The sequence below is a fragment of the Bacillus cereus group sp. BceL062 genome, assembly GCF_051780025.1.
Taxonomy (GTDB): domain Bacteria; phylum Bacillota; class Bacilli; order Bacillales; family Bacillaceae_G; genus Bacillus_A; species Bacillus_A toyonensis.
In genome coordinates, this window is the sequence record NZ_JBPWGY010000001.1 from 822,590 (window position 1) to 846,079 (window position 23,490).

A 23,490-nucleotide genomic window follows, 5' to 3' on the forward strand; every position below is an offset into this window, starting at 1 on the left:
TGTTAATAATTTGAATATTTTAATGCACTTCTTTATTCTTTTTTAGTAGCACTACTATATTTTGTATAATGGACGCAAAGAAAATACATAACCAAAACCACTTTTGTGGATTACCATTTATAAAGAAAACAATCACGGCTATTGCAAATAAAATAGCGGCTGATAAACTAATATATAATTTCGTTCTGACCTGCATTAGTCTTAACTCCTATTATTTTACAGTACATACTAACTCTTCATTTTTCATCTCTACTATGTACTCTTGTAAAACATATTCTTTCCCGCCATAGTTTTCATACCATTCATGTATTCTTCTAACATGCATCTCGTCACTTCTAATTTTCGATTCTATTTCTTTATACTGTTCATAACTATCATATTCCCATATGGCAAATACTTCAGACGTACCATTCTTATTATCTTTCATCCAGCGTCCTATCAGCCTAGAACCATGCTGTAACTGATTAGGTAAGTTCGTGTTATTGAAATGATCATTAAATACTTCTATGAATTCATTTTTCACTACATAGTACTTCCTTCTGTAAAACATACTTCTTCACCTCTTTTATGAAAAGTATCAGTAAACCTTCCCATCACTACCGTATTATAATACTTTCCATCAGATAGTCTTTTGTCATTTTTCAAAACGCCTTCTACTTCAAAACCTAATTTTTTATAAAGATGAATAGCTTTCTCGTTTGTCTCTAATACTTGTAAAGATATTTTATTTACTGCATTTTCGTCAGCCCATTTAATAGATTGTTGTAATAGGCTCTTACCCATTCTATATCCCCAAAACTCTTTTAAAATACAAACGCCAAACTCCACTTTATGAGATAATCTCTTAAAATTTGATCCTTCACATCTTGAAAATCCAACAATTCGATTGTGCACTTCTACAACTAAAAAGAGATTCCTCGTCTCTTCAATATCTGTTTTTATTATTTTTTGAAACCCTAGATTATCTATAAATCCCTCTCCAGCATCTCTATCCATATTTTCAGTTTCTCCATCAATCTGAACTCTAATTTTCGATAACTGCTCAGCATCTTTCTCAGCTGCAGAACGAATTGTATAAGTTAATCCATTTATATGAAACTTTTGCTCTTTTACAATCATGTCAAACTCCTTTCAAATGAATATAATGGCGCTATTACAACTTGTTTACCTTGTTTCTCAAAGTCCTGAACAGTTTCTTTACTAGCCTCTTCGTCAGTTATAATAAGGTCAATTTCTTTTAGAGACTCTCCTCTTATAAAACAATCTATTCCAAGTTTATTATGCGGAGCTAAACAAATATTTCTTCTAGCAATTTCACTTACTCTTTTACTAAAATAAGCAACTTCAGGTGTTGCAGTGCTAATACCTTGTAATGAAATGCCTCCACCTGTAGAGAAATAAAGATCAATAGAAAATCTACTTATCAATTCAGAGGCAAGTGTATCAGTAATATTTCCTGAAGGTTTTACTTTTCCGCCAATTAAATACGTATCAATATTCTTATATTCTCTTAGATGACCCGCTATTTCTATAGAATTCGTAATAACTGTAAATGATACTTCCGGTAAATATTTCAGCATAGCATTATGAATGGAAGTCCCACCAATAAAAATTGAATCACCTTCTTGTATATATGATGCCGCAACCTTTGCAATTGTGTCCTCATATATTGAGCTATCACTATAACGTTTAGCTGGTTCCTCAGCTAAGTTCCTCACTCGCGTAAGTTCAATTGCACCTCCGTGCGTTCTTTTTAATAAACCATCCTTTTCCATAATAGACAAATCTCTTCTTATAGAATCAATAGACATATCAAATCTTTCCGCAAGATCCTTTGCGATTACTCTTCCATCTGTACTAAGTAGTTCTAAAATTTTCTCCCGACGTTCTTCAGTAAACATGTTATCACCACCGTTATTGAAGATTCAGAAATTTGAACTTTATGTTAATTATATGCACGTTTCTTCCGTTTCACAATATTTTCAATCCTTTTTCTTCCGTCCTTATGCAGGTTTTCTCTCTTTTTCTATTTTGTTAACTTTACATAAAATAAATGCACATTTGCATATTCTACTAAAAGACTTCTATTTATTTCCTTATTCATGTAAAATTATTCCTATGTTTTACTTTTTAATACAGAAAGGAATTACTATGAAATCATTAATCAAAACGACATGTACAGCATTATTATTTACAGGAATATTAACAGGATGTAATAGCAATACTACACCAAAACAAGAAAAGAGCGCTCTCGAAAAGAATGCAATGCACTATGGAGAAATAGTTAAAAATGAATATTATAGAGCAACAGTTGAAAATGCAAAATTTGAAAAAATAGACAAAGAGTGGCGCCTTACTACTCGTGTTATGATTAATAATGTTCGAGACGATGGACAAACTATTGATCTTTCGAAAATAAAATATTTCATACAAGATGAAAAAACTGGTCAGAAATATGAAGGTGAAGCTCATCCGATAGATGACGAGCACTATAAAAATGTTCCACACAAATTTTCTTTAACTACTGACGTTGTATTTGAAATGAAAACTTCTCCTAAAGACTTAAATAACATGTATTTGTATATTGATAGTAAAGTTGCTCCATTAACAAATACATATTGGAAGCTTGGGAATCTAGCATCAAAATAAAAAAACAGTCTTTATTGACTGTTTTTTTATTGTTGAACTTGTAAATACCATCTAAAGAAACTCTCTTTATTATTAGTTAATATACATGTAACTTAATCATTTTTTCTCAAGGAATACATCTGCTGCACAAATCGTCACTTCTCTAAATGGACAGTCAAATAAAACACCTAGTTCAAAACCATCTTCAGTAAGAGCTATTTCATGATATAGCCACCAAGCACTTTCAAAGTTTTCTAGCATAGAACACTTGGTTACTCCTATAAAAGTCAATTCAAGTTTATCAAATTCACTAAAAGTACCACTGCAATCTAATACGATAGACAAAGTATCTTCTGATTTTCTCTTTACTACTTTAATCACACTATCATGTAGTGACATCTCATGTAGCTGAGCGACATGAGACGGAAGTTTTTTCTTAATGGAATTAAAATGTTTTAAGTATGATTGATCTAATTGTGCCATTCTTGCCTCATAATCTGCTGTCCACTCTAACAAAAGTTTCTTTAATTCATTAGGTAGATATACTGAATCAAACATGTTGTTATGAATGTATGGATGTAGTGTTTCAGGAAGATAGTGTAATAAAACTTCTTTCCTTTCTTCTACTTCGTCTTTCAAACTTTGTATATAATCGGGATCTATGTCTTTCCATTCTTCTATTGACTCTATGAAATGCACAAATCCTGAAATTTGCATTTCTTTATACCAATCTTTTGTGAAATATTTCAATTACATCTCTCCTAAAACATTTTATCATCCAAGAAAAGCAATGTATCCGCTTATTATATCATTCCAATAACCATTTTTTCTAAAGAAAAAATGTAAAAATGTAAATATTCCGCCTATTATTTCTAAAACTTCAGAATATTTACAAAAATAAGAAATTAGAATACATTTTAGTTGTACAAGATTCACCTGTACAAAAATCTAAACAAAAAGGGATGGTTATATGTTGAAGAAATTAGTAGCAGGAACATTAGTAGCGGGTTTTGCATTAACTGGCGGACTAGGCGTAGCAAGTGCTGAAGAAAAAGGTAACACAATTAAGTCATTTGATTATTTAAAAGTGGATGAACAGAATGTTACTTCATTTGCAAAATTAAGTGATCAGGATAAGAAAGACATCCAAATTACTATGGTATTACCAGAGCAAAATGAAAATGGAGATTGGCTAGCTTATGGTTTTACTAGTAGAGAAACATTGGATGCTTATATTGAAAAGGATAAAAAAGTACTTAAAAATAAAATTAATCCTTTAGGTAGTGGTGCTGGTAGTACTGATTTTTATGAACATAAAGATAAAGGTGGCCAATATATTTACTGGAGCAGCGGCTTTAAAAACTTACCATCCAGCTGGAACGACAGAATTTCTTCTGTAAGTACAGCGTCACCTTCTGCAAGTTATTCAACGACACTTTGGGAGCATACTTCTACACAAGGATATGGAAAAGGTGTTTTATTTAAACACGCTGATTGGTATGGTAAAACTGCTAATTTAGCTGCTGATTGGAACGATATAACTTCAGCTATTGAAATTAAATAGTAAAAATTCAAACCACTATTCTCTCATTCATTTAGAGAATAGTGGTTTATTATATTTTCATTTAAACATGTACAGCATGTCCTACCGCCTGCAATAAAGCTTCATGAATTGCCTCAGATAAAGTTGGATGTGCTGCAATATAATCTCTCATAATATCAGCGGTAACTTCTGTATGAATCATTACGGTGCCTTGACCAATTAATTCAGTTGCACGAGGACCGATAATAGAAATCCCTACAATTTCTTGATATTTAGGTTCCACAATGACTTTTACTTTTCCCATTTGTTCTCCTAAAATAAGAGCTTTTCCGTTCGCTGTAAAAGGAAATTCTCCGATAAGAATATCACCATATTGTTCTCTTGCACCTTTTTCACTTAAACCGACGCTAGCTATTTCTGGAGCTGTGTATATACAACGAGGTACAGCATGATAGTTTACTTTCACATCTTCTCCGCTCGCATGTAATGCTGCTGTCGTTCCTTCATGAAAGGCTACGTGAGCAAGCTGTATTCCTCCAATAATATCACCGGCTGCGTAAATATGTGCTATGTTCGTTTGCATATGCTCATTTACAGTAATCCCTTTATTTGAAAATTGAACTCCTGCTTTTTCTAATCCTAAATCTTGTACACGAGGTTTTCTGCCAACAGAAACGAGAACAAATTCTGGAGTTAGTTCGTGCATACTTCCTTCGTATTCAAACGAAGCCTGTTTCTTATAATTGTTTAATCCCTTTAAAGCTGCTCCTGTGAAAATTTCTACACCGTCATTTTCTAATTTCTCTCTTAAAATGCTTGCGATATCTTCACCAGGTAGTAATTGCGGTGCCATTTCAACAATCGTTACTTTCGTTCCAAGACGACTATATATACTAGCAAATTCGCAACCTATTACGCCGCCCCCAACAATAAGTAATGAAGCTGGTATGTTTTTCAAGGGACATCGCATGACTACTATTTAAAATCCATTCCCCGTCGAATGGAGCAAAAGGTAATTCAGTAGGTTCTGAACCTGCCGCTATAATGAATTGTTCTCCATCCACTATCGCTTCCTTATTCCTCTGCGTAACTCGTAGACGATGATCCGTTTCAAATTTTCCTTTCCCCTTTATAACTTTAATTTTATTTTTCTTCATTAAATATTGTATTCCTTGTACGAGCTGCACAACAATTTGTGATTTTCTCGTCTGTATTTGATTCCAATCAATTGATATACTTTGTTTGTCTACTAGTACACCAAAACGTTGCGCATGATTAACAATATTGTATACTTCAGCACTTTCTAACAAAGATTTCGTAGGCATGCACCCGACATTTAAACAAGTTCCACCAAGATCAGCTTCATCAATAAGAGTAACATCTTTCCCAGTTTGAGCTGCGGTAATTGCCGCCACATATCCAGCAGGTCCGCCTCCAATAACCACTAATTTATTCATTCTCTCACCTTCTCTTTATAAAAGAATTGTTACAGGTTCTTCTAAGTATTGTTTAATTGTGCGTAAAAATACAGCTGCTGGTGCACCATCTAATACACGATGATCGAATGTTAAACTTAAAGGTAACATACTACCTTTTTTTATTTTCTTTCCTTTATATACTGGAACATGTTCAATTGCACCTACACCTAAAATACCAGTTTCAGGTGTATTTAATACTGGCGTAAAATATTCGATACCAAAGCTTCCTAAATTACTAATTGTAAATGTCGTTCCTTGCATATTATCACTATTTAAACTACCTGCTCGTGCCTTTTGTGCCACATTTTTAATCTCTTTAGATAACTCTACTAAAGATAGATTATTTGCAAAGCGAATAGCCGGAACGACTAAGCCGTTTTCTAACGCTACTGCCATACCTAAATGAACATGTTCAAATTGATGGATTGCATCATCTATATAAGCGCTGTTCATTTCTTTATGCTCCTGAAGCGCTAATACAACAGCACGAGAAACGAAATCAGTGATGGTTAGTTTGTTATCGTACCGTTTTTGTACAACTTCCGCTATTTCTTTATGTAAAGCAACTAAATCCGTAACATCTACTTTCATCGTTAATGTCAATTGTGCGCTATTTTGGAGGCTTACTTGCATACGATTTGCAATTGTTTTCCGCATACCGGTAATAGGAATTACTTTACTTTCTTCTTTTACAAACATTTCTGGGATAGCAACTTTTTCTTCAAGCACTTTTAATACATCTGCCTTTGTAATTCTCCCACCAGGACCTGTTCCTATTAATGTGGAAATCTCAAGATTTTCAACTGTTGCCATTTTCTTTGCTACAGGAGATATTTTTATTCTTTGTTTCTTTGATCTTTCTTCCGCGTACGGTTCAGGATGTTGTACATTTTGAGGTTCTACTTTCGGTATTGATTCTTCTGTAGCATGTACGGTTTCATTTACCGATACCTGTTCATTGGGTTTTCCGATGTAACATATTACAGTACCAGGTGGAACTCCTTCATCTTCACTTACAGCTATATCCAGTACCGTCCCATCAGCGGGTGCTTCTATTTCTGTCTCGATTTTTTCAGAATTAATACTAGCAATTAATTCTCCTTTTGCTACATTATCACCAGCTTTAATATTCCAACTCGTAATAATACCTTCTTTCATCGCCATTCCTAATTTCGGCATTACAACTTCTACAGCCATATTTCTCTCTCCCTTCTCATCGTTTCATTACACATTCAATAAAGAACGGTCCCCAATCATTTCTGATACCGTTTCAATTACTTTCTCTGGCGTTGGTAAATATAGTTTTTCAAGTGGTGGTGAGAACGGAACTGGTGTATGTGGTGCTGTAATTCGTTTAATAGGTGCATCTAATAAATCGAACCCTTTATCAGCTACAATTGCTGCAATGTCTGTTGCGATACTACATCTTGGGTTTGCTTCATCAATAACGATAAGACGATTTGTTTTTTCAACAGATGCTAAAATTGTATCTTCGTCAAGCGGTGATAAAGAGCGTGGATCAATAATTTCTACCTCAAGTCCTTTTTTCGATAATTGCTCCGCAGCCGCAAGCGCAGTATGAACTTGCTTCCCAATTGCGACAATCGTTATATGAGAGCCTTCCCGTTTAATATCTGCTTTTCCTAAAGGAATTGTATAATATCCTTCTGGCACTTCACCTTTCATATTGTAAAGTGTTTTATCTTCAAAGAAGATTACTGGATCATCATCTTCAATTGCCGCTAATAATAAGCCTTTTGCATCATACGGGGTGGACGGAACGATAACTTTAATACCTGGAATGCTCGTAAATAACGCGTATAAACTTTGAGAATGCTGAGCTGCTGCGCTAAATCCAGCACCATGCATCGTTCGAATTGTAACTGGTACTTTTGCTTTTCCACCAAACATGTAACGGAATTTTGCACCTTGGTTTAAAACTTGATCAAGACAACTACCGATAAAATCATTAAACATTAATTCAGCGATCGGACGTAATCCCGTTGCCGCCGCTGCCATCGCAGCTCCCATATAACCAGCTTCAGAAATTGGTGTATCTAAAATACGATTTCGGCCAAATTCTTGTACAAGCCCTTTCGTAACGCCAAGAACACCGCCCCACGCTTCATCATCTTGCAAATGATCAACTTGTGCACCACCCGCAACGTCTTCACCTATTAAAATTACATTTTCATCACGGTGCATTGATATTTTCATCGCTTCATTGATAGCAGTTGACATACTTACTGTTCTAGTCATTATTTTTCACCCTCCTCTTATTTGTAAGAAACGTATACATCTTTTAATAATTCTTCATCCTCTGGATATGGACTATTTTCACTAAAATCAATTGATCGTTGCACTGCTTCATCTACTGCTTTTTCCATATCAACAAGTTCAGATTCCGTTAATAAACCTTCATGAATTAAATGCTTACGGAAATTCACAATCGCATCTTTTTCATTTAAATGTTCTTCTTTTTCTTCTGAAGTTTTATACGTTTGTGCTTCTCCTTCGAAATGGCCGTAATTACGATATGTCATACATTCAATTAAAGTTGGGCCACCGCCATTACGTGCACGTTCAACAGCCTCTTCCGCTGCTTTATATACCGCTAGTAAATCTTTTCCATCTACTTGAACTCCCGGAATGTTATATGCTTTTGCACGATCAGCAATAGAATCACAACTTGAAGCATATTCAAATGTAGTTGCTTCACCGTAACCATTATTTTCAGCGATAAAAATAACTGGTAACTTCCAAATCGCCGCTAAATTAACCCCTTCATGGAATGTTCCTTCATTATTTGCTCCGTCACCGAAGAAGCAAACACTTACATCTTTCGTTCCTTTATATTTAGCTGTTAATGCTGAACCGCAAGCAAGTGGGAAACCCCCGCCTACAATGCCATTCGCACCAAGCATTCCTTTATCTAAATCGGCAATATGCATGGAACCGCCTTTACCTTTACATAATCCTGTCGCTTTCCCGAAAAGTTCAGCCATCATACCATTTAAATCACAACCTTTTGCAATACAATGTCCGTGACCTCTATGTGTACTTGTAATACTGTCACTATCCGTTAAGTGGGCACATACACCAACTGCTACCGCTTCTTCTCCAGCATATAAATGAACGAAACCTGGTAAAACACCTTGCGCGAACAATTCATGTACCTTATCTTCAAATTTACGAATCTCTAACATTTTTTCATACATCCAGCGAGCTTGTTCTTTCGTAATTTCATTCCCTTTACTTTCAGTTGTTTTTAACATGTCCAGCCCTCCTATTTTCTTGTTCATCTTTTATGTTGCAAGAAGCGTGCCAAATTCTAACCTTGATTTAATAGACTTTCTCTTCTTTTTAAAAATAAAAAAGTGGACAAAGCGAGACAGCTGTCTCGTTTTGTCCACTTTTGTTCACCTTACTAGAGAATCATTCCCTTATTCACTATCAAAACTTTTTTGTAGTTTCCGGATGTAAATAATTTGACCAATATGATACGCATTATGAGTAGTTACATTACCTAGCACTTCCCACCACTTCGCGGATACAGGAAATCCAACTACATCACTTTCAACCTTGTCTTCATTAATGAGATTTTGCCATTGTAACAATTTCTCTAATAATTTTTCCCTTAACTCTTCGAATGTTTGATTATCTGATAGCATAAAGCTTTTGTTATTGTCACCAATAGCGGGTACCGCATTAACATTTGATTCTTTATACCTAGTTTGCCACGTTGAGTTCCAATACAGTAAATGTTGTACAATTTCTGCTATACTATTACTCTCTTCATTCGGTTTCCAGAAAGCTTCTCTCTCAGATAAATCCTTCACTGCATCTGAAAATGGCATATACCAACTAGGATCATTCGCATTTGCTAACAATTGATCTGCTAATACGTCTTTCACATGGACCATTTTTCTTCCCTCATTTCATTGGCTTATATAATACTTACTTCTCTATATACGCTGAGTCTACACAATTCCCTTTTTAAATCATTCCAATACATATATAAATGAAAAAACTAAAGCACTTTATCATATAATCTTATTAAAACAACATGTATCATTAATAGATTTTATTCCTATAACTCGTTATGATAAAAGAAAAAGAAAGCGAGCGACCAATGAATAAAAAAATCGTGGTTATTACAGGAGCATCCAGTGGATTCGGACTATTAACGACACTTGAACTAGCAAAAAAAGACTATATTGTCATTGCTACAATGCGAAACCTTGAAAAACAAGTAAACTTACTATCTCAAGCTACTAAACTAAACTTACAACAAAACATAAAAATTCAACAATTAGATGTAACAAATCAAAACTCTATACATAACTTCCAATTGTTTTTAAAAGAAATTAATAGAGTAGACCTCCTTATAAACAATGCAGGATATGCAAATGGAGGATTTGTAGAAGAAATTCTAGTAGAGGAATATCGTAAACAATTTGAAACGAATCTTTTTGGCGCTATATCAATCACTCAGCTTGTTTTACCATATATGAGAGAACAAAAAAGTGGAAAAATCATTAATATAAGTAGCATTAGCGGCCAAGTTGGATTCCCTGGTTTATCTCCTTATGTATCTTCAAAATATGCATTAGAAGGCTGGAGTGAATCCCTTCGCTTAGAAGTAAAACCTTTCGGAATTGATGTTGCTTTACTTGAACCAGGTTCTTATAACACAAACATATGGGAGGTTGGTAAACAACTAGCTGGAAACCAATCTGATACAGCATCTCCTTACAAAGAATATATGGATAAAATACAAAAACATATTAATAGCGGCAGTGATACATTTGGTAATCCGATAGATGTTGCTAATAAAATCGTTGAAATTGCTGAAGCAAAGCGTACTAATTTACGATATCCAATTGGAAAAGGTGTAAAATTTATGATTTTTGCGAAGAAGATTCTTCCTTGGAGATTGTGGGAATTTCTTGTTTTGAGGAGTTTTAGGAAGATGTAAATAAAAAGAGTAACTATCAAGATAAATAATGGTAGCTACTCTTATTAAATATTCATCATTAAAAACCCAAACGATATCAATATGTAGAAAGAGGATCAAAATAAAACAACATTGAAACCATAAAAACAAATGCAAAGAATCCAATTATAGAAAGAATATATTCCTTTGTCTCTCTGCTATACTTCCATTCCATCCATACGCGTAATAAGGAAATTGCTCCAAAATAAATAAGTACAACAATTCCTATATTAGCATTTTCTGCTTTGAACAGATAAATAAAACTTAATATAAGATATACGATAAAAAGACCTATTTCTAATTTTACATGTAAACTATTTACATGCTTATATATCCAAACATTGCCCTTTGGCATATTTAATTTTCTTCTTAAAAACTTTTCTAAAAAATATCCTCCAATTATCATACTAATAACTATAATCCAAATAGTAGAGTTGCCCATTGCATTCCCTCCTATTAAATTAATTATATTTTTAATAAAGTAGACTATATAATTTTTCCATGTTTCGATAATGTTTTCATTTTCTTTATGCTTAAGTAGTAGTTTTATCAAGACATGTTTTATGTATTGTACAACAACAATCTATTTCTCATCCTTTTTGTTTCAGGATGTTTAACTTTTTTCTTGCTATTCTTTCATAAGCGAATATGGATAGTACCTATAAAATTAATAGCGCCATTTTTGTAATTGACGAACCCCCCTCCTTTTATTTTCTTACTTTCATTTTCTCCGGCTGATCACTCGGATACGTAGCATTCTTTTTATTTTCAACATCCCAACTAATAATTGTTGCACTATCTCGCCCCAATTGATGATGCACGTGTTCTAAAACATTGTGAACATTTTCTTTAAGCTCTATCTTATTTTCATTCATATCGTTATACAGATTTAATGACGTTTCATAACGACGTTCCCCACATTCTAATACCCCATCTGTCACCATTACAATTCGATTGTTGCCAGTACGTAATTCACGAATTCCTGATGAATAGCAAGGTACAGGTAATTCAAATGTATTTACATTGCCAATCCATTCGTAAAAATGACGTTGATTTAGTGCGTATTGCCCTAATTTATGTAATTCATCATGAAATACATAAACGAGACAGTCTCCAATAGATAGCCACCATATGTAGTTTTCTTTTCTTACACATAGTAAAAAAGCTGTTTCACCTTTAACTCTTTTGCACTTTTCTTTAAATGAAGAGGATTGAAAAATTGTAAGTATATGATTTGCAACTGATTGAAAAACTGTTTCAATTCGTTCATTCATCATTATTTTTATATTTTCATATTCTTTTTCGATTGTATGTATAACTAAATCAACACTTTCTGCGCTATTATGCCCGTCTAAAATAGCTGCAAATTCCCAATCATCATTTGACCAAACTAACGCACCGTCTTCATTCTTTTTTGCTCCGGCACTTATATTCCCACCGTATTTACCAAGTACAATGTCATCATATTGCTTAACTGAGATTTCCCCTAAACACATTTCCGTATTTCCAACCCATGAATATTGGTTATTATTTGTTGTATGCATACTCATTTACCATATACTTTCGTATTCTTTCACATAGTTTTTTAATTTCTTCAGAACCTCCATATGGTGCACCAGTCCAATTTTCTACTTCAGTAGGCGACCAAAATTCTCTTGGTGTATCCGGATAACGGGGAATAATATGCTTATGTAAATGCGGTACACCATTACCCGAAACAAACGTGTAAATATGTTCTGCACCTTCGTTTTCTGTTAGCGCTTTACTTATTCTACTTGTTATAAGTCCAAATGCTTTCGCCTCATCTTCATTTAATTCAGCAAGACCAGGTACATGTCTTTTTATATCAATCATTACGTAACCGAGATATGTTTCTTCTGTATCCCAATGGACATGTCCAACGTATATAAGATCGTCTTCATAAATAGCGCCACCTGGAACTATAATGTTTCCTTTATGTTTTTCACAAATGAAGCAGTTTTGTTCTGCTGGATTGTATATTGACATATCCATCACCATCCTTTTTATATATAATATCATAAAAAAAGGAAAAAACATTTTTTTATTCCGAAAATTCAATCTTTTTAATTAGGAATTTTTACATTATTTCATTTTAATAATTTGCACCTCATTCCTTCTTCAAAACCGCAATCCCCATTCCAATTACAATCCCAATCGCAATTCCAATTACTACATTATCAGTAAATAAGCCAGGTACTACGCCGATTACAACGCCTATAGCGACACCAATTGTCATTGCATTATTTCTTTTTTTATTATTAGCCAAAATAGCATCTCCTCTCATCATTTCTCCCAATATAATATTTACATGAATGTTGCTATTTCCTAATATATTTTCTATCCCACTTGAAAATTTCCAAAAAATGTACTTTATTACTTTTCCATTCCCCCTATTTAATCCTCTTTATATGAAAGAATTTTCAAGTCACCATTACATCTACATAGGCATTTACTATAAGAAAGATCAGTTATTCATTGAAGGAGGAACGATTCAAATGTATCCTCATTGGAATCCAAATATAAATCAACAATATGCTTACTCCCCCCATCCCGTAAGAAATACACTGCATCACGATTCTCAATATATGATGCAGCGCATCGCTAGCCTTGAAAGTCAGTTAGCTAAATTAATCTCATTAATCGAAGAAAATAATCAATTAATAAAATCAATGGAACAACAACAAAACCAAGTTTGTGCACCAGCTGGCGGTTCTGTTATCGTTCGTATGTAATCTTTTCGAACAAAAAAACACACTTTGTATAATAAAGTGTGTTTTTTTGTTATTTTCTTTTTTGATGAAATCCTTGTGTAATGCGGTCTAATATAATCGCGATGACAACAATGGCTAGTCCCGCTTCAAATCCCATTCCGATATTAACTTGTGTTACAGAACGGTACACATCTACTCCTAGTCCTGGTGCTCCTACAAGTGACGCTGTTACAACCATCGATAACGAAAGCATAATACTTTGATTCACTCCGGCCATAATCGTCCCAGTTGCGAGTGGTAATTGTACTTTAAATAGTTTTTGTGATGCTGTGGATCCAAATGCATTCGCTGCTTCAATTAAATCTTCCGGAACTTGTCTAATTCCTAAGTCTGTAAATCTGATTGTTGGTGGCATCGCAAAGATTACTGATGCAATTATGCCAGGTACTACACCTACTCCGAAAAATGTAATCGCTGGTATGAGATATACGAATGCTGGCATTGTTTGCATAAAATCTAATGTTGGTTTTAAAAACTTTGAGAAACGCTCATTTTGAGATGCTAAAATACCGATTGGAATTCCGACAATAATCGAAATAATAACAGACGTAAGTACGAGTGCTAATGTTTGCATCGTTTGTGCCCAATAGTTAATATTTAAAATAAATAACAATCCGATGAGTGTAAAAATAACTAAAGATAATTTTCTCGTTGTGTACCAAATGAAGAAACATAGGATAATAATCATCAATATGGCTGGTATTATTGTTAAAAAATTAGTGAGTAAATCAACGAATCCGCCGATAATATACGAGAATCCTCGGAACAAACCTTCAAAGTTCTCATATAAACTTGCAACAAACGAGTCGACCCATTCCCCTAATGGAATACGCGGTATACTATTCATCGTCTTTCACCTCTTCCTCAATGTTACCTGCAAGAGCTTGAATGACACTTTCACGTTTAATAATTCCTCTTAACCTTTTCTTCTCATCAATAACGGGTAACGGATATTTCATCTCTGCCATTTTTGCATACGTCTCTTCAAGTAAAGTATCTAAATAAACGTGCGGAATATCATTAAGTAATAAATCAGCAATCGGCCACTGTTTTTGTACTGCTTTACTTGCATCATCTGCGGTTAATATACCTAAAAACTCATACTTTTTGTTTACAACATATACTGTAGAAACGCCCGCATTCCTCATAATTTGTAGTGCCACACGAGGTCCACGGTCAATTAATAAAGTCTCCGGTCGTTTTAATATAGACTCCGCCGTAATTACTTTTCCTAAATTCACATCCGCAACGAATTTCTCTACAAATTCATTAGCAGGGCTCATCATAATTTCTTCCGGCGTTCCAATTTGAACAATTTCTCCATCTTTCATTAATGCAATACGATCTCCAATTCGAAGCGCTTCATCTAGATCATGAGTAATAAATATTATTGTTTTCTCCATTTTATCTTGCAGCTCTAACAATTCATCTTGCATTTCTTTTCGAATAAGCGGATCTAATGCACTAAATGATTCATCCATAAGTAAAACATCCGGATCATTCGTAAGCGCTCTCGCAATACCAACTCGCTGTTGCATCCCACCACTAAGTTGACTTGGATAATTGTCTTTATGATGATCGAGTCCCACTAACTTAAGTGACTCTAACGCTTTTTTCTCTCGTTCCTCTACTGGAACTCCTTGTATTTCTAATCCGTATGCAACATTTTGTAAAACAGTACGATGCGGAAATAGAGCAAACTTCTGAAACACCATACTCATTTTCGTTCTTCTCACTCTTCGTAACTCTTCTTTTCCCATCGTTGCGATGTCTTCACCATCTATGTATATATGCCCCGCTGTCGGTTTGATTAATTGATTTAGCATTCGAACTAGCGTTGATTTCCCGCTACCGGATAAACCCATAATAACGAAAATTTCTCCGGTGTATACTTCAAACGTTGCCTTTTTCACACCAACATTCATTCCGGTCTCTTTTAAAATTTCGGATTTGCTTTTTCCTTCTTTTAATAAAGAAAGGGCTCTTTGCGGGTGTTTCCCAAATACTTTTGTTACGTTTTCAACACGCACCTTTGTATTATCCATGTCACTACTCCTTTTCTACCCATCTATTTACATAGTGTTGCGATTTTACAAAGAAATATTACATAAAAATGACATTCATAAGATTTCTTTAAAATTCTCGTTTCCGTTCATAATAAGAATGCTTACTTATACATTTATTTAAAAAGGCAAACGTTTCTTAGGAGGTTTTCAATGAGAAAGAAAATATGGCTTATATGCCTTGCATTATTTATTACTATGATTTTCACCTCATGTAATGCAACAAATGCAAATTCGAAAGGGAAAATTAAACTTGGTGTAACAAGTTGGAAAGAAAATATTGCAACTGCAAACATGTGGAAAGTGTTATTAGAACAAAAAGGCTACAAAGTTGAACTCATGTATTTAGAAAAAGCGGCAATTTGGACTGGTGTCGCTCGTGGTGATGTTGATGCAAATTTAGAAGTATGGCTGCCTGTTACGGATAAACCATTAAATGATCGATATAAAAATGACATTGTCTTAAAATCAAAATGGTATGAAGGTACAGGGCTTGGCCTTGTCGTTCCTTCTTATTTGAAAAACATAAACAGTATCGAGGATTTAAATGCACATAAAGATGAACTAGATAACAAAATTGTCGGAATCGAACCTGGCAGCAGCCTAATGAATTTAACAAATAAGGCGATGAAGGAATATGATATTAAACTAAAACTTGTCCAATCTTCAGAAGCTGCGATGATGAGTGAATTAAAAAAGGCATATACGAAAAAGAAACCAATCGCTGTTACGCTTTGGAATCCTCATTGGGGTTTTTCAGAATTTGATTTAAAATATTTAAAAGATCCTAAGAAAGTATATGGTGAAAAAGATGACATTTATTACTCCGTTCGTAAAGGTTTCGAAAAAGATCATCCGGATATTGTGAAATACTTTGATAAATGGAAAATGAACGATGAGCAGCTTGGTACATTAATGGTCATGCTAAATAAAACGAAAGATCCAGAAGAAGCAGCACGAAAATGGATTGAAAAGAATCAATCGTTAGTTGCTGAATGGATAAAAGATTAATAAAACAGGCTAGAGAATTCGCATATTCTCTAGCCTATTTTATCTTATTTTTTCGTAACAACATCATCTACAATCCCATATTCCTTCGCTTCTTCTGCAGTCATAAAATAATCTCTTTCTGTATCATGTGCTACCCTTTCAATCGGTTGCCCTGTTTTTTCTGCAATCATTTTATTAATATCATGCTTTAGCTTTAAAATTCTTTTTGCTGTTATTTCGATTTCAGTTGCCTGCCCTTGCGCACCACCAAGCGGTTGATGAATCATAATTTCACTGTTAGGCAATGCAAATCGTTTTCCTTTTGCACCTGATAAGAGTAACAACGCACCAAATGATGCTGCAAATCCCATACAAAGTGTTTGCACGTCTGGTTTAATTAAGTTCATTGTATCTAATATTGCAAAACCTGCTGTCGTTGATCCGCCTGGGCTATTAATGTATAAATATATATCTTTCTCTGCATCTTCCGCTTCTAGAAATAATAATTGAGCTACAACACTACTCGCTACTTGATCGTTAATTTCTGAACCGATAATAATAATTCGGTCTTTTAATAACCTTGAATATATATCATAGGAACGTTCTCCTAATTTCGTTTGCTCTACTACATATGGAATTGCATTCATTTTAAATCCCTCCAATAATTGTTATGCCGCACAAAGCATACAACTGTAGGAAGAAGAGTTTTTCGCACTGAGTAATAAGACAGGTTGTTTAGTTGGTAACTTCGTAAAATCTATTGTTGGAAGAAGCTTAGTTAACAATTCCGGCCTTTCTTCACGAATAGACGTTACAACAATATCAATATCTTCTGTGAATTCAACGATTTCAAGCCCTTCTTCACTTACAGTTTTCAGCCTATTTCTACTCCGAAATAAAGAAGCTTTCACTGCTCCTTCCGATACAGAACATACTTTAGCGATATCAGCAATACTATATTGAAAAACATCCTTTAATAATAAAATTGTGGATTGTTGTACATTTAATGAAGATAATACTTTCCCTACCATTTCATGCAAATCTGCAATTTTTTCATGTGGTTCTTCGAAAGTAATTTGTTCCCTTATTTTTTCATGAACTGATTTTGACTTTATCTGGTCTAACCAACGATTTCTAGCTATTTTATATACAAGTGTCATGCAAATATCTTTATTACTATATTTTTGAAGAACTTTACAAACTGTTTCTTGGGCGAGATCTTCCCCATCCCATCTGTTTTTCGTTAAAAACGTACAATACCTTTTTAACTCTGCATAATTTTCAATCAAAAAATTTATATTTGAATGATTCATATCGATATGTTTCTTAAACAATTGCGTTACTTTTGTGCACAAAATAACCACTCCTTTTCAGCGCTTACTTAATAAACGATTGATGAAACGAAAAAGTTACGGGACTTATAAAAAAATAATGTTTATGTTCAATAATTCGCGGTCATAAATATGTTATGTACAATTTTACGTGAGGAGGAACAAATTTGCCAAAATTAACAATTGAAGGTGCTGGCACTTTTGATGTGAAAGAAGGAACAAAGTTAGTATTAGCAATTGAAGATAACGGTGTAAACATTCTTCATCGTTGTGGTGGAAATGCACGTTGCACAACTTGTAGAGTAGAAATTATAGCGGGTGATTTCTGTGAAGCGAGTGCGAATGAAAAAAATGCGATGACAGAAAAAGGGATTGAAGATCATTTACGATTATCTTGTCAAATGCGTGTACATAAAGATATAGTCGTTCGTCCGGTACTTACAGTTGAAAATTCAGGATTAGCTGCCGGTCCACGCCCAGCGGAGTAAAATGATGAATTTAAAACAACTTGTTGGCGAATATGCTGCTAACTTTGTAAAAGATGGAATGAACATTGGACTAGGCACAGGATCTACCGTATATTGGACGATACAAAAATTAGGTCAACTTGTACAAGAAGGACTATACTTTCAAGCTGTTCCAACATCAAAGGAAACTGAAGCTTTAGCAAAGCAACTAAACATCCCGCTGATTTCTTTAAATGACGTACAAAGTCTTGATCTTACAATTGATGGAGCGGATGAAATTGATTCTGATTTACAGCTTATAAAAGGCGGCGGTGGCGCATTACTTCGTGAGAAAATTGTTGCCTCCTCCTCTAAAGAACTCATTATTATTGCTGATGAATCAAAACTTGTGGCTCGTTTAGGTAATTTCCCATTGCCTATTGAAATTATCCCTTTTTCATGGAAACAAACCGAAAGTAAAATTCAATCTTTAGGGTGTCAAACAACGTTACGTATAAAAAATAATGAAACCTTTATTACCGATAATAATAACATGATTATCGATTGTATATTTCCTAATCATATATCTAATCCTGCTAATTTACACGAACAATTAAAAATGATTACTGGTGTAGTTGATTCAGGATTGTTTATAAATATGACAAGGAAAGCCATTATCGGTACTAAAAACGGGATAAAGGAACTATAATGAAGGCTGACTTTTTAAAGTCGGCTTTTTATTATTTTCTTCTTCTCTTTATAGCTATTTATTATGATATACTATGAAAACAAAAACTGATTACACTAGAAAGGACTGAACAATTTGCAATCCAAACTCATAACAAAACTTACAGATTTAGAAACTGCCTTTCACATTCGAAAAGAAGTATTTGTAAAAGAACAAGGTGTTCCTCTTGAAGATGAATTCGATACATTTGATGAAATCGGTGAAGAATGTAAACATATTTTAGTTTATTATAATGAGCTTCCTGTAGGTACAGGTCGTATACGATTTGTTGATGGTGCCGGAAAATTAGAACGCATTTGTATTTTAAAAGATTATCGTACATACGGATTAGGTAAAGTAATTATTCAAACGTTAGAAGAAATTGCCCGTAGTAAAAAAGCTACAAAGGTGAAACTACACGGGCAAACACAAGCTGAAGGATTTTATAAAAAATTAGACTATCAAACTTCTTCCAATGTATTTATGGAAGATAGCATTCCACATATACTTATGACGAAAGTATTATCATAATAGAAAGGTTACTATATGAATTTACATGAAGTATTCTTATAGTAACCTTTTTTGTATCTTATTCGTTTTGAATTATTTTTGGTGGATATTCTAATATCATGTCTATAAACTTTCAATTTGCTGGCAGTATAATGTTCCTACCGCTTTCGAGTTATTAAAAACAACGACCCGCAAGATGAAATTCTTGTACAAAAAATTTAATCACCATGTATTGAGAGTCATACATTCATGTACCTAATAGTGACTTCTATATAAAATTTAAAATTGATACTATTACACCTATCCCTGTATTGCTAGCCAATTTCAAAATTTTTCAAGAGGACTATTTATATAGATTTTATAATATATAACCTTTACAATTATTTAGATTGCATGATTTGGAATGCGGTATGCTATATTTTTTTCTTTAATGGTATTTGAACCCTCTGAATAAAGATCTATATCCCGTCAATATTCTCCTGTTTTCTCTTTAAAAACCTACCAAGTAGTTTGCTAATTCGGCTAGCTGCTTTTTTTCTATATAAAATTAAAAATTATCCGTAATAGTAACACTTCTGCACTTTGTACTATAAATTTTCATATATTGTATTATGCTTGTCCAAAACGTGAGATTATTACTTACGTTATCTAAATGAAAGAAAGGAGTGAAAATATGCTCTCATCTAGTCGTAAATTCACGCACTTTAATTGTGGTGCACAAGCCCCTAGTACACTACCTGCCCTTGGTTTTGCTTTCAATGCTACTTCACCTCAATTTGCAACATTATTCACCCCACTACTATTACCTAGTACAGGGCCAAATCCTAATATTACCGTTCCCGTAATAAATGATACAATTAGTATTGGAACTGGTATTAGAATTCAAATAGCTGGTATATATCAAATTAGTTATACACTAACAATTAGCCTTGATAATGTTCCCATAGCACCGGAAGCAGCACGATTTTTCTTGACACTAAACTCATCAACTAATATTATTGCAGGATCTGGAACCGCAGTCCGTTCTAATATTTTTGGCACTGGTGAAGTTGATGTATCCAGTGGTGTCATTCTCATTAACTTAAACCCTGGTGATTTAATTCAAATTGTACCCGTTGAAGTAATTGGTACTGTAGACATTCGTTCGGCAGCGTTAACGGTTGCACAAATTCGGTAATAAAAACTCAATGTGAGCCGAAATATATTTTTATAGATTCGACACACATTTATATTAAATAAGCATATTTTATTGTATGGTGACTATTTAGTCATACAAATTTAAAGCTTTCATAGGAGCACACTTTAATGTGTGCTTTATTTTTACTTAAAAACTAAAACATTCTCAAATTATATACATATCAAATAGCGTTTTCAATTATTTACGATAGCGGATGTTAACCTTTTGTACAAGCACTCTTTCCTTTTGTTTAATAATATATATTGATATCTCAAAGAAAGGAGAGTAACATAAGTATGGCAAATTATTTTTATAAAGATGGTAAAAAATATTATAAAAAACAATCACATTCGGACAATCAAAAAAATAACTGTTTTATTGAAACCCATACAATTGCTGGTTCTGCAGAAAATGCAAATGGAAATATACCTGTATCTGTTTTCCTTGAAACCACTGCTCCACAAACTGTATTCGAGGATTTTACAAACAATCATAATAAAACATTAATTCAGTTATTCGTCGTCGGCATGAGTGCACCCGTTCAAGTAACTATTCTCACAAGAAAATCTAGCCGCCCAATTACTACAACATTACAACCTGTTCAAACAAAAATATTTCAAGTTGAAGATTTTCAAAGTCTTACTCTTACAAAACAGGAAGGTTCTACTAGTATAGTTAGTTTATTTGTCCAAAAAATATTTTGTATTTGCTGTAACGAGAATAACGATTCATGTGATGAATATTATCAAGATTGCAATTAATAGATTCACTCACCAGAAGAACCCCTTTTATAAAGGGTTCTTTTTTTCACTCACCACATTTTTAAAAACATTTTAGAATCATACTCAACGATTTTTCTATACATTTCTCATTTCTCCTTTTTTATTATATTAACGCTTTTGTTTAATTACGGGACTTATCATCATTTAATGGAGGAAAGTAAAATTTATAAAAAAGACGACGCTGAATACGTCGTCTTTTTTATAAGCAGAAAAGTGAATTCTCAAGCTTCCTTTTTTTGCATCAAAGCCCATTATCTTTTATTTCATTTTGAGGTAAAACTTACACTGCTCTCCATAAGGATAAAGCATAAATCCAGTTTGGATCCCCATTTCCTTGATGATTTTGTACTGCTTCATACACTTTTCCTTCGTATAGGACTCTATCACCCTTTTTATACGCTTTCTTTGCATCCCACTCTCCATATGAAACGCTTTCAGTTTTTGTAGTAATTGTGAATATATCACTTTGTACGGATTCATTTCCAGCTACATCAACAGCTTTCACTACATATTTATAAGTCTTATTAGCGAGTAAATTATTATCCATATAAGAAGTCGTATTAGATGTTGCGATTTTTTTCATTGTTCCTTCTATTTCTCTATAAATATCGTAATGGTCTACACCAACATTATCGTCAGATGGACTCCACATTAGGTCCACACTTGACGCTGTCGTTCCCATACTATGTAATCCTTTTGGTTGTGTTGGTGCTTCTGTATCAGGAGCCTCAACTGTTGTTTTTGCTGTAAGCGCTGTACTTTCTTTCGATACATTGCCAGCTGCGTCAATTGCTTTTACAGTATAAGAGTATTCTGTACTTGGTTGTAATTTCTTATCAATAAAATGAGTGCCTGGTACGGTGTCAATCATCTCTCCGTTACGGAAGATTTGATACCCTTTTACTCCTACATTATCCGTAGAAGTGTTCCATGTTAGTTCTATACTATTCGCTGTTACTTTTTGTGTCTGAATTCCATTTGGAATACTTGGCGCTTCTGTGTCTGGTTTCACATTATTGATGAGATTTACATCAATTACATTATAGAACGCATTTGCTGTATCAGCTACATCCCATACAGCTAAAATCACATGGTAGCCACTACGATCCGTAGGTACATTGATTTTGTGTGCTACATTATTTGAAGCTGCGGAACCATCATGTTGTACAGTTCCAATTGGCTCAAAGTCTGCTCTTGTTAGTGCTTTATTTGGATTCCAGCCTATTTTAGTAATGTAGTAGTGCCATTTGCTTGTTAAATGTGGCGCTGTAAACTTCCAAGTAAACGTATTTTCTCCGCCAGTGATTGTATTTTTAAACCAACGGTCTGCTGTTTGTTGATCCAAAATACCACCAAATTTTCCGCCTGCAGAAGCGATTTGTCCATCAACTGGACCAGCTTGCGGGAATCCTTTTGGTGCTTCTAAGCTTTGTGGTTCATACATAACACTTCCGCAGTTTACATTTAGTGCACCATAAGTTGGACTACATAAAGCGGAACGGCTACCAGGCTTTTCAACAAAACCATGCGCGTAAGCATTTTGAGGAATAAGTGTCGTGCCGATAATTCCCGCTGTTAATGCAACAGCTCCTAGACTTTTTTTGTTCATTTTCATGTTCTGTAGATGTTTTAAAATTCGATTATTCATGTTCATGTCCCCTTCTTGTTATACTTCGTAGTGTAATGTGGGCTTTGATGTAAAAGAATAACACGAGACAATATTGTAGTGTTGTATGCGTAAGTTATGCATACACCGTAGTAAAGAAATATTTCATTCCATGTGATATATTTCACTTACTGAATATATCATGACATAGAAATTACCTAAACACGTGCAGAAGTTGTGCAGAAACAGTGAAATTATTACTAACACATAAAACTACATCTTAAAATTATAAAGTAAAAGTTCGTAATAGCAATTATAAATCTTGTAAAAAAAGGCCATATAAAAGCATTTTGTATACGCGGATGGATTGCACCAAGTCTTCTCGAAATATTTGTTAATCAACTTGATATGCATAGCGATG

The 23,490-nt window shown here is 33.9% G+C and carries 28 protein-coding genes and 1 pseudogene; 10 read left to right on the forward strand and 19 right to left on the reverse strand.

The window, feature by feature from the left end; all coding sequences use genetic code 11:
• Positions 1-19 precede the first annotated feature (19 nt).
• Genes ACS2MN_RS04090 through ACS2MN_RS04105 form a run of 4 tightly spaced genes read right to left on the reverse strand, consistent with a single transcriptional unit; the run spans position 20 to position 1,901 of the window.
• Positions 20-196 carry a hypothetical protein gene (locus tag ACS2MN_RS04090; protein WP_176281096.1) on the reverse strand — a complete coding sequence of 59 codons (177 nt, stop codon included), beginning with the start codon at positions 194-196 and terminating at the stop codon, positions 20-22.
• A gap of 15 nt (positions 197-211) precedes the next feature.
• Positions 212-550 (reverse strand): NIPSNAP family protein, encoded by a 339-nt coding sequence (locus ACS2MN_RS04095; protein ID WP_043321931.1) that lies wholly within the window; start codon positions 548-550, stop codon positions 212-214.
• A complete protein-coding gene (locus tag ACS2MN_RS04100) occupies positions 523-1,119 on the reverse strand; it encodes a GNAT family N-acetyltransferase (RefSeq protein WP_346994822.1) in 597 nt (198 codons plus the stop codon). The genes ACS2MN_RS04095 and ACS2MN_RS04100 overlap by 28 nt, the downstream gene beginning before the upstream one ends.
• Positions 1,116-1,901, reverse strand: coding sequence for a DeoR/GlpR family DNA-binding transcription regulator (locus ACS2MN_RS04105; RefSeq protein ID WP_087951103.1), 786 nt, complete (start codon positions 1,899-1,901; stop codon positions 1,116-1,118). The genes ACS2MN_RS04100 and ACS2MN_RS04105 overlap by 4 nt, the downstream gene beginning before the upstream one ends.
• Before the next feature lie 250 nt (positions 1,902-2,151).
• On the opposite strand from ACS2MN_RS04105, the gene ACS2MN_RS04110 reads away from it, so the two are divergent.
• Positions 2,152-2,649 (forward strand): hypothetical protein, encoded by a 498-nt coding sequence (locus ACS2MN_RS04110; protein WP_000838463.1) that lies wholly within the window; start codon positions 2,152-2,154, stop codon positions 2,647-2,649.
• Positions 2,650-2,745: 96 nt separating this feature from the next.
• On the opposite strand, the gene ACS2MN_RS04115 is transcribed toward ACS2MN_RS04110, so the two are convergent.
• A complete protein-coding gene (locus ACS2MN_RS04115) occupies positions 2,746-3,378 on the reverse strand; it encodes a DUF4085 family protein (protein WP_000873426.1) in 633 nt (210 codons plus the stop codon).
• A gap of 220 nt (positions 3,379-3,598) precedes the next feature.
• On the opposite strand from ACS2MN_RS04115, the gene ACS2MN_RS04120 reads away from it, so the two are divergent.
• Positions 3,599-4,192: a hypothetical protein gene (locus ACS2MN_RS04120; RefSeq protein ID WP_000914451.1), complete on the forward strand. Its 594-nt coding sequence runs from the start codon at positions 3,599-3,601 to the stop codon at positions 4,190-4,192.
• Between the two features lie 61 nt (positions 4,193-4,253).
• Here ACS2MN_RS04120 and lpdA read toward each other — a convergent pair.
• From lpdA to ACS2MN_RS04145, 5 genes and pseudogenes are all read right to left on the reverse strand, one after another.
• A pseudogene (gene lpdA / locus ACS2MN_RS04125) lies at positions 4,254-5,628 on the reverse strand (dihydrolipoyl dehydrogenase).
• Positions 5,629-5,643: 15 nt separating this feature from the next.
• Positions 5,644-6,846, reverse strand: coding sequence for a dihydrolipoamide acetyltransferase family protein (locus ACS2MN_RS04130; RefSeq protein ID WP_000257786.1), 1,203 nt, complete (start codon positions 6,844-6,846; stop codon positions 5,644-5,646).
• A 27-nt stretch (positions 6,847-6,873) separates the two neighbouring features.
• Positions 6,874-7,908 carry an acetoin:2,6-dichlorophenolindophenol oxidoreductase subunit beta gene (acoB, locus tag ACS2MN_RS04135; protein WP_000198876.1) on the reverse strand — a complete coding sequence of 345 codons (1,035 nt, stop codon included), beginning with the start codon at positions 7,906-7,908 and terminating at the stop codon, positions 6,874-6,876.
• Between the two features lie 17 nt (positions 7,909-7,925).
• Positions 7,926-8,924, reverse strand: coding sequence for an acetoin:2,6-dichlorophenolindophenol oxidoreductase subunit alpha (gene acoA, locus ACS2MN_RS04140; RefSeq protein WP_000921287.1), 999 nt, complete (start codon positions 8,922-8,924; stop codon positions 7,926-7,928).
• A gap of 168 nt (positions 8,925-9,092) precedes the next feature.
• Entirely contained in the window at positions 9,093-9,572 is a 480-nt protein-coding gene (locus ACS2MN_RS04145) for a DinB family protein (RefSeq protein WP_000233795.1), read from the reverse strand.
• A 209-nt stretch (positions 9,573-9,781) separates the two neighbouring features.
• Between ACS2MN_RS04145 and ACS2MN_RS04150 the strand changes: the two genes are divergently transcribed.
• Entirely contained in the window at positions 9,782-10,627 is an 846-nt protein-coding gene (locus ACS2MN_RS04150; RefSeq protein ID WP_217810001.1) for an oxidoreductase, read from the forward strand.
• Positions 10,628-10,703: 76 nt separating this feature from the next.
• Here ACS2MN_RS04150 and ACS2MN_RS04155 read toward each other — a convergent pair whose 3' ends face one another.
• The 4 genes from ACS2MN_RS04155 to ACS2MN_RS04170 form a co-directional block, all read right to left on the reverse strand.
• Positions 10,704-11,087, reverse strand: coding sequence for a DUF4181 domain-containing protein (locus ACS2MN_RS04155; RefSeq protein ID WP_346994821.1), 384 nt, complete (start codon positions 11,085-11,087; stop codon positions 10,704-10,706).
• Between the two features lie 265 nt (positions 11,088-11,352).
• On the reverse strand, positions 11,353-12,195 hold the full coding sequence (locus tag ACS2MN_RS04160; RefSeq protein WP_087951098.1) for a PP2C family serine/threonine-protein phosphatase: 843 nt from the start codon (positions 12,193-12,195) through the stop codon (positions 11,353-11,355).
• Positions 12,173-12,658, reverse strand: coding sequence for an HIT family protein (locus ACS2MN_RS04165; RefSeq protein ID WP_346994820.1), 486 nt, complete (start codon positions 12,656-12,658; stop codon positions 12,173-12,175). The genes ACS2MN_RS04160 and ACS2MN_RS04165 overlap by 23 nt, the downstream gene beginning before the upstream one ends.
• Positions 12,659-12,773: 115 nt before the next feature.
• Positions 12,774-12,950, reverse strand: a complete 177-nt coding sequence (locus tag ACS2MN_RS04170) for a hypothetical protein (protein WP_001213777.1) — start codon at positions 12,948-12,950, stop codon at positions 12,774-12,776.
• A 211-nt stretch (positions 12,951-13,161) separates the two neighbouring features.
• Between ACS2MN_RS04170 and ACS2MN_RS04175 the strand changes: the two genes are divergently transcribed.
• A complete protein-coding gene (locus tag ACS2MN_RS04175; protein WP_000283218.1) occupies positions 13,162-13,398 on the forward strand; it encodes a hypothetical protein in 237 nt (78 codons plus the stop codon).
• A 49-nt stretch (positions 13,399-13,447) separates the two neighbouring features.
• Here ACS2MN_RS04175 and ACS2MN_RS04180 read toward each other — a convergent pair whose 3' ends face one another.
• The gene (locus tag ACS2MN_RS04180; RefSeq protein WP_001084771.1) at positions 13,448-14,284 is read right to left on the reverse strand and encodes an ABC transporter permease; all 837 of its coding nucleotides are present in this window, start codon (positions 14,282-14,284) and stop codon (positions 13,448-13,450) included.
• On the reverse strand, positions 14,277-15,482 hold the full coding sequence (locus ACS2MN_RS04185; protein WP_000370617.1) for a quaternary amine ABC transporter ATP-binding protein: 1,206 nt from the start codon (positions 15,480-15,482) through the stop codon (positions 14,277-14,279). The genes ACS2MN_RS04180 and ACS2MN_RS04185 overlap by 8 nt, the downstream gene beginning before the upstream one ends.
• 171 nt (positions 15,483-15,653) lie before the next feature.
• Between ACS2MN_RS04185 and ACS2MN_RS04190 the strand changes: the two genes are divergently transcribed.
• Positions 15,654-16,511, forward strand: a complete 858-nt coding sequence (locus ACS2MN_RS04190) for a glycine betaine ABC transporter substrate-binding protein (RefSeq protein WP_001227650.1) — start codon at positions 15,654-15,656, stop codon at positions 16,509-16,511.
• A gap of 44 nt (positions 16,512-16,555) precedes the next feature.
• On the opposite strand, the gene clpP is transcribed toward ACS2MN_RS04190, so the two are convergent.
• The gene (gene clpP / locus ACS2MN_RS04195) at positions 16,556-17,137 is read right to left on the reverse strand and encodes an ATP-dependent Clp endopeptidase proteolytic subunit ClpP (RefSeq protein ID WP_000991620.1); all 582 of its coding nucleotides are present in this window, start codon (positions 17,135-17,137) and stop codon (positions 16,556-16,558) included.
• Positions 17,138-17,158: 21 nt separating this feature from the next.
• Positions 17,159-17,845: an RNA polymerase subunit sigma-70 gene (locus ACS2MN_RS04200; RefSeq protein ID WP_000337531.1), complete on the reverse strand. Its 687-nt coding sequence runs from the start codon at positions 17,843-17,845 to the stop codon at positions 17,159-17,161.
• Positions 17,846-17,988: 143 nt separating this feature from the next.
• Here ACS2MN_RS04200 and ACS2MN_RS04205 point away from each other — a divergent pair, with 143 nt between their 5' ends.
• The 5 genes from ACS2MN_RS04205 (at position 17,989) to ACS2MN_RS04225 (ending at position 21,442) form a co-directional block, all read left to right on the forward strand.
• Complete coding sequence (locus tag ACS2MN_RS04205) at positions 17,989-18,309, forward strand: 2Fe-2S iron-sulfur cluster-binding protein (RefSeq protein ID WP_001125383.1); 321 nt, start codon at positions 17,989-17,991, stop codon at positions 18,307-18,309.
• A 4-nt stretch (positions 18,310-18,313) separates the two neighbouring features.
• Positions 18,314-18,976 (forward strand): ribose 5-phosphate isomerase A, encoded by a 663-nt coding sequence (gene rpiA, locus ACS2MN_RS04210; RefSeq protein WP_346994819.1) that lies wholly within the window; start codon positions 18,314-18,316, stop codon positions 18,974-18,976.
• A gap of 114 nt (positions 18,977-19,090) precedes the next feature.
• A complete protein-coding gene (locus tag ACS2MN_RS04215; protein ID WP_001190886.1) occupies positions 19,091-19,525 on the forward strand; it encodes a GNAT family N-acetyltransferase in 435 nt (144 codons plus the stop codon).
• Positions 19,526-20,177: 652 nt separating this feature from the next.
• Entirely contained in the window at positions 20,178-20,681 is a 504-nt protein-coding gene (gene exsF / locus ACS2MN_RS04220) for an exosporium protein ExsF (RefSeq protein WP_000953227.1), read from the forward strand.
• 296 nt (positions 20,682-20,977) lie between these two features.
• A complete protein-coding gene (locus tag ACS2MN_RS04225; protein WP_346994818.1) occupies positions 20,978-21,442 on the forward strand; it encodes an exosporium protein D in 465 nt (154 codons plus the stop codon).
• Positions 21,443-21,743: 301 nt separating this feature from the next.
• Here ACS2MN_RS04225 and ACS2MN_RS04230 read toward each other — a convergent pair whose 3' ends face one another.
• Entirely contained in the window at positions 21,744-23,111 is a 1,368-nt protein-coding gene (locus ACS2MN_RS04230) for a lytic polysaccharide monooxygenase (RefSeq protein WP_001065212.1), read from the reverse strand.
• Positions 23,112-23,490: the final 379 nt, after the last annotated feature.

Bases quoted from the DNA above. Each gene is read 5' to 3' on its own strand.
- ACS2MN_RS04110 (WP_000838463.1), top strand. From the start codon at position 2,152: ATGAAATCATTAATCAAAACGACATGTACAGCATTATTATTTACAGGA.
- ACS2MN_RS04130 (WP_000257786.1), bottom strand. From the start codon at position 6,846: ATGGCTGTAGAAGTTGTAATGCCGAAATTAGGAATGGCGATGAAAGAA.
- ACS2MN_RS04150 (WP_217810001.1), top strand. From the start codon at position 9,782: ATGAATAAAAAAATCGTGGTTATTACAGGAGCATCCAGTGGATTCGGA.
- ACS2MN_RS04185 (WP_000370617.1), bottom strand. From the start codon at position 15,482: ATGGATAATACAAAGGTGCGTGTTGAAAACGTAACAAAAGTATTTGGG.
- ACS2MN_RS04165 (WP_346994820.1), bottom strand. From the start codon at position 12,658: ATGGATATGTCAATATACAATCCAGCAGAACAAAACTGCTTCATTTGT.
- ACS2MN_RS04145 (WP_000233795.1), bottom strand. From the start codon at position 9,572: ATGGTCCATGTGAAAGACGTATTAGCAGATCAATTGTTAGCAAATGCG.
- ACS2MN_RS04095 (WP_043321931.1), bottom strand. From the start codon at position 550: ATGTTTTACAGAAGGAAGTACTATGTAGTGAAAAATGAATTCATAGAA.
- ACS2MN_RS04175 (WP_000283218.1), top strand. From the start codon at position 13,162: ATGTATCCTCATTGGAATCCAAATATAAATCAACAATATGCTTACTCC.
- ACS2MN_RS04170 (WP_001213777.1), bottom strand. From the start codon at position 12,950: ATGAGAGGAGATGCTATTTTGGCTAATAATAAAAAAAGAAATAATGCA.
- exsF (WP_000953227.1), top strand. From the start codon at position 20,178: ATGCTCTCATCTAGTCGTAAATTCACGCACTTTAATTGTGGTGCACAA.
- ACS2MN_RS04230 (WP_001065212.1), bottom strand. From the start codon at position 23,111: ATGAATAATCGAATTTTAAAACATCTACAGAACATGAAAATGAACAAA.
- clpP (WP_000991620.1), bottom strand. From the start codon at position 17,137: ATGAATGCAATTCCATATGTAGTAGAGCAAACGAAATTAGGAGAACGT.
- ACS2MN_RS04100 (WP_346994822.1), bottom strand. From the start codon at position 1,119: ATGATTGTAAAAGAGCAAAAGTTTCATATAAATGGATTAACTTATACA.
- ACS2MN_RS04225 (WP_346994818.1), top strand. From the start codon at position 20,978: ATGGCAAATTATTTTTATAAAGATGGTAAAAAATATTATAAAAAACAA.
- acoA (WP_000921287.1), bottom strand. From the start codon at position 8,924: ATGTTAAAAACAACTGAAAGTAAAGGGAATGAAATTACGAAAGAACAA.
- rpiA (WP_346994819.1), top strand. From the start codon at position 18,314: ATGAATTTAAAACAACTTGTTGGCGAATATGCTGCTAACTTTGTAAAA.
- ACS2MN_RS04160 (WP_087951098.1), bottom strand. From the start codon at position 12,195: ATGAGTATGCATACAACAAATAATAACCAATATTCATGGGTTGGAAAT.
- ACS2MN_RS04120 (WP_000914451.1), top strand. From the start codon at position 3,599: ATGTTGAAGAAATTAGTAGCAGGAACATTAGTAGCGGGTTTTGCATTA.
- ACS2MN_RS04155 (WP_346994821.1), bottom strand. From the start codon at position 11,087: ATGGGCAACTCTACTATTTGGATTATAGTTATTAGTATGATAATTGGA.
- ACS2MN_RS04105 (WP_087951103.1), bottom strand. From the start codon at position 1,901: ATGTTTACTGAAGAACGTCGGGAGAAAATTTTAGAACTACTTAGTACA.
- ACS2MN_RS04190 (WP_001227650.1), top strand. From the start codon at position 15,654: ATGAGAAAGAAAATATGGCTTATATGCCTTGCATTATTTATTACTATG.
- ACS2MN_RS04180 (WP_001084771.1), bottom strand. From the start codon at position 14,284: ATGAATAGTATACCGCGTATTCCATTAGGGGAATGGGTCGACTCGTTT.
- acoB (WP_000198876.1), bottom strand. From the start codon at position 7,908: ATGACTAGAACAGTAAGTATGTCAACTGCTATCAATGAAGCGATGAAA.
- ACS2MN_RS04090 (WP_176281096.1), bottom strand. From the start codon at position 196: ATGCAGGTCAGAACGAAATTATATATTAGTTTATCAGCCGCTATTTTA.